The 4158-nt window shown below is 33.6% G+C and carries 2 protein-coding genes; both read left to right on the forward strand.

Annotated features, from left to right (window positions below; genetic code table 11):
- Positions 1–656 precede the first annotated feature (656 nt).
- Positions 657–1100 (forward strand): GNAT family N-acetyltransferase, encoded by a 444-nt coding sequence (locus E1171_RS09400; protein ID WP_155205750.1) that lies wholly within the window; start codon positions 657–659, stop codon positions 1098–1100.
- Between the two features lie 286 nt (positions 1101–1386).
- A complete protein-coding gene (locus E1171_RS09405; RefSeq protein WP_155205751.1) occupies positions 1387–3291 on the forward strand; it encodes a beta-N-acetylhexosaminidase in 1905 nt (634 codons plus the stop codon).
- Positions 3292–4158: the final 867 nt, after the last annotated feature.

Genomic DNA, 4158 nt, shown 5'->3' on the forward strand with positions numbered 1-4158 from the left:
GGAAAAAATTAAGGAAAGAAAGTAAAAATGGAATTGGAAAAGGAGAGAGGAGTAATAGTAATAATGAAAGATCATTTTAGTATCTAAGCCTCCTTTTATAACCTATGGAGAAGTAAGGCAAAAGCTTTATTCCTGTACTATGTTTTTGTGATTGATCACTAATAGGCTTTTGCTGTTAATTTTTTATCTAGAAAGGTGGCTACCGTTGATTGTTTTTCCCTTTTGCAGGCCAGCCAATTTTTATTAGAATTCAGGAGTGTTTTTTTAATTTGTAAAATCAATATTGACTAAGGAAATGAGTATTTAAGCTCTGATTGATTGCGTTTCTTTGAATTTATACTAAGTAATTCCAAAAAATAAATATTGAGGAAAACGGTTTTGGTAAAAACATGAATGAAAACCTTGGACAGGATTATATGAGGCAATTTGATGAAATGATTATTAGTTTTAAACATTCATCGGTTTTGTTTAAATAAGGGTGTGGAGCTGTTTCTGGTTAAGGGTTTGTCCGGAAACCTTATAGATTGATAAAGCGAAAGATGGACATATAGAAAGAAAGGCTATTTTTTGATAGCCTTTCTTTGCTTTTTGCAATAGGTTGATTCATGATTCTTTTTTATTTTGTAGAATAATTTGAGAATTTTAATTGATAATAAATGGGACCAATCATTACACGGAAAGCTCTTCGGTCAGAGATTAACTGGATAAACTCAAAATATGAAGAAGTGGGTTTTATATCTTCCGACTATGAAAATGAACTCATTGTAGTTGCGGAAATTAAAAATCAAAGATGTGGACTGGGACGAATGGTAGTAATCGATGAAAAAAATTTGGAATTAGGAGGGATTTTTGTATTTCAGGATTATCGTGGCCTGGGAATTGCTGAAGAGATTGTGGGGCATCTTTGTGAGGAAAATGAGTTTAATCAAAGAAATATTTGGTGTTTGCCTTTTCACCATCTCAAGGATTTTTATTTGAAATTTGGATTCAGTGAATTGAAAAGAGATGATTTGGTAGTCCCACAAAAAGTACTTGAAAAACATACTTGGTGTAATAGTAACTATGAACAAAAAGTTTTGATGCTTGTAAAAGAAAATTAGCAACCGCTAGTTGTAAAGGATAAACTATTTTTAAATGTTTATTAGGCAATCCTATTTTGTATCTATGAAAGAACATATAGGTGATTATTTACTTTTTAAAATAATCATTGAAGTTTAATAAGTTTTTTGAAATTATTATTGTAGATCTCTGGAGATTTCTTCAAAATAACAGTGGAAGTTTATCCTGACAGAATATAAGACCTATTAACCCATTTTTAGCATAAACAAGGAGGAGGGTAAACTATTTTTTTATCCCAATATTCCAAAAACAGATTTTGAAAAACCTATGTTTAGATTTATAATCCTGATAATTGTCTTCCTAATTTCGAACAGAACCTTTGCCTCAGACTTTGGAAAGTACCTTATAAATCCACCTCAGCAGTTAGTAGAGAAAGAGGATTGTCAGGCAATCGAACCATATATTTCAGCCCAATTGTTGGGCTTTTTTCAATCTATGGAGAAGGAAAATATTGTGGGGAACATAGAACTGATTTATTTTCTGAATTATAAGAGCATTGACTTTGATATTAAAATAGATTCAATGGGTTTAGAATCCCAGGCCTATGCATTAAAAATAAACCCCAACAAAATAGAATTAATTGGCCAAAATTGGGCTGCCCTTTTCTACGGAAAGCAAACTTTGATTCAATTGCTTCAATATTCAATAGAAGAGGAAAAGCCACTTCCTTGTTTGGAAATTTCAGATTGGCCTAACTTTGAACGACGTGGGTATATGTTGGATGTGAGTAGGGATAAAGTGCCCACCATGGAAAGTTTATATCAATTGATTGACTTGTTGGCAAAATGGAAAATCAATGAACTTCAACTTTATACGGAGCACACCTTTGCCTATAAGAATCACCGGAAAGTTTGGGAGAATTCAAGTCCTTTAACGGCAAAAGAAATTCAACTATTGGATAAATATTGTAAAGAGAGTTACATTGATTTAGTCCCCAATCAAAATTCATTTGGCCATATGGAAAATTGGTTAAAACATGAGGAATATTTGTCTTTAGCAGAATGCCCAACCGATTGTGATACCAAATGGGGAAAACGAAAAAGAACGAGTCTGGATCCCACTAATCCCCAATCTTTTGAGTTGATGAAGGAACTTTATGCTGAGTTACTTCCCAACTTTTCAAGCCCTTATTTCAACATTGGGGGAGATGAAACCATAGAATTATGTACTGGAAAGTCCCAGGCTGAATGTGAGAGAATCGGTAAAGGGACAGTTTACCTGAACTATCTTTCGAAACTAAATGCAGAGGTAAATAAGCAGGGAAAGTTAGCTCAGTTTTGGGGAGATATCATTTTAAATCATCCCGAACTAATAAAGGAAATTCCAAAAAATATGACGGCTTTGGTTTGGGGATACGATGATGTATATCCATTTGATAAAAACCTTCCAAAATTTAAGGAAGCTGGGCTTGAATTCTATGTTTGTCCAGGAACTTCCACATGGCGTTCGTTAATTGGTAGAAACCAAAATGCCTTTATTAATCTGAAAAATGCAGCCATTGAAGGAAGAAAGAACAAGGCCAAAGGCTATTTAAATACAAATTGGGGTGACTATGGGCATTGGCAACCCCTATCTGTGGTTTATCCCACCATGTTAATTGGAGCAAGTTATGCCTGGAATTATGATGAAAAAACCCTGGAAAATTTAGAGTTTCAGCTTAACCATTATGTGTTTAAAGATAAAACAGGAAACACAGGAAAGGCAATCCTTAAACTAGGAAATGCCTACTTAAAAACTAATATTCCCAACGGTAATGCCAATGCGTTTCATTTAATGCTGAGAAGATATAAATGGACGATGAAAGGGCAGTATCAAACCAAGGAATTATCTAATGCTGGTTTGTTAAGTGCTAAAAAGGAAATAGAAGAAGCCCTGGATCTTTTTGAAAAAGCAAAGCCCGCCACTGCTGATTCAGTCATAATAAAGGATGAAATAAAGCAAGCAGCCTCATTGGCTATTCATGGTATTAATTTGGGTTTGGCCAGGCTGGAAGCAAAAGATAATGCGACTGAAAATATTTCTGCGGATAAAAAGCAAAAGCTTTTTAATGAACTGCAACCTTTAATTGAAAACCATAAAAATCTGTGGACCATTAGAAACCGCAAGGGTGGATTAGTAGATTCCTCATCCAAGTTAGAAGATTTGCTGAATTATTATGAGATAGAAGATTGATTTCAACGAGAAGGAGAAATTGCTTTGGGGTAATTTGTGCATTTAGTAGACAAACCATCAATTTATTAATGTAAGATTCAATAATGCAAGAAAGGTTGAATAGGATCTTAAATTACTTTTTTAAAACAATACGCTTGGGACTTCAGCTTGATAAGAAATACTTACATTCCTATAGAACTGATTAATAGACAGTTTTTTCAAGAAGCCTGTTACTTTACTTCCGAAGATGAAACTAAAATAATGGACTTCTTGAATAAACGTTTAGCTGTTTTTTGAAAAAGAATTTCAGGACCGATCTAATTAAAAATAGTTGTCAAATTCTTATTCAGCAAAATCCGAATTACACTATCCCCGCACTAGGTGATGAGTTAGCCTATTCCACAAGGTATATTGAAAAGAGATTTAAAAGTCATTTGGGTTTTCTCTAACAGAATTTTTTACCATAATCAAAATCAGACCTGCAGCCCATTATTTGGTTTGTTTTGTCTTTAGGGAAAACACAGAAAATTTAACAAAGCTGGCTCTGGAATTGGGCTTTTATGATCAGTCACATTTTATTAAGACCTTTAAACCATTTGCCAAAATCTCGCCTTCTCGCTTCGATGTGGGGGAGTTTATCTTTAGAAATCTCAATTAGTTCGCATTTTTACAATTTTAATATTAGATGTTGTGCTATCTTTGGGATAAGTGGAGGGTTTTTAAAAATTACGGATTATACCCTAAGAGTTAGTTTAGATGAGGGGGAATGGTCTTTTAAGACTGAAATAGGAAGAAACAAAGAAATCCATGCAGTAGTCTGCATTTGGGTAGTTTCTTAAGAGATGTAATTTGTCCCTTAGGACTAATTAATGAATTAAATTATTTTTT

It is taken from the genome of Xanthovirga aplysinae (genome assembly GCF_009711365.1).
Classification (GTDB): Bacteria; Bacteroidota; Bacteroidia; order Cytophagales; family Cyclobacteriaceae; genus Xanthovirga; species Xanthovirga aplysinae.

Bases quoted from the DNA above. Each gene is read 5' to 3' on its own strand.
- E1171_RS09400 (WP_155205750.1), top strand. From the start codon at position 657: ATGGGACCAATCATTACACGGAAAGCTCTTCGGTCAGAGATTAACTGG.
- E1171_RS09405 (WP_155205751.1), top strand. From the start codon at position 1,387: ATGTTTAGATTTATAATCCTGATAATTGTCTTCCTAATTTCGAACAGA.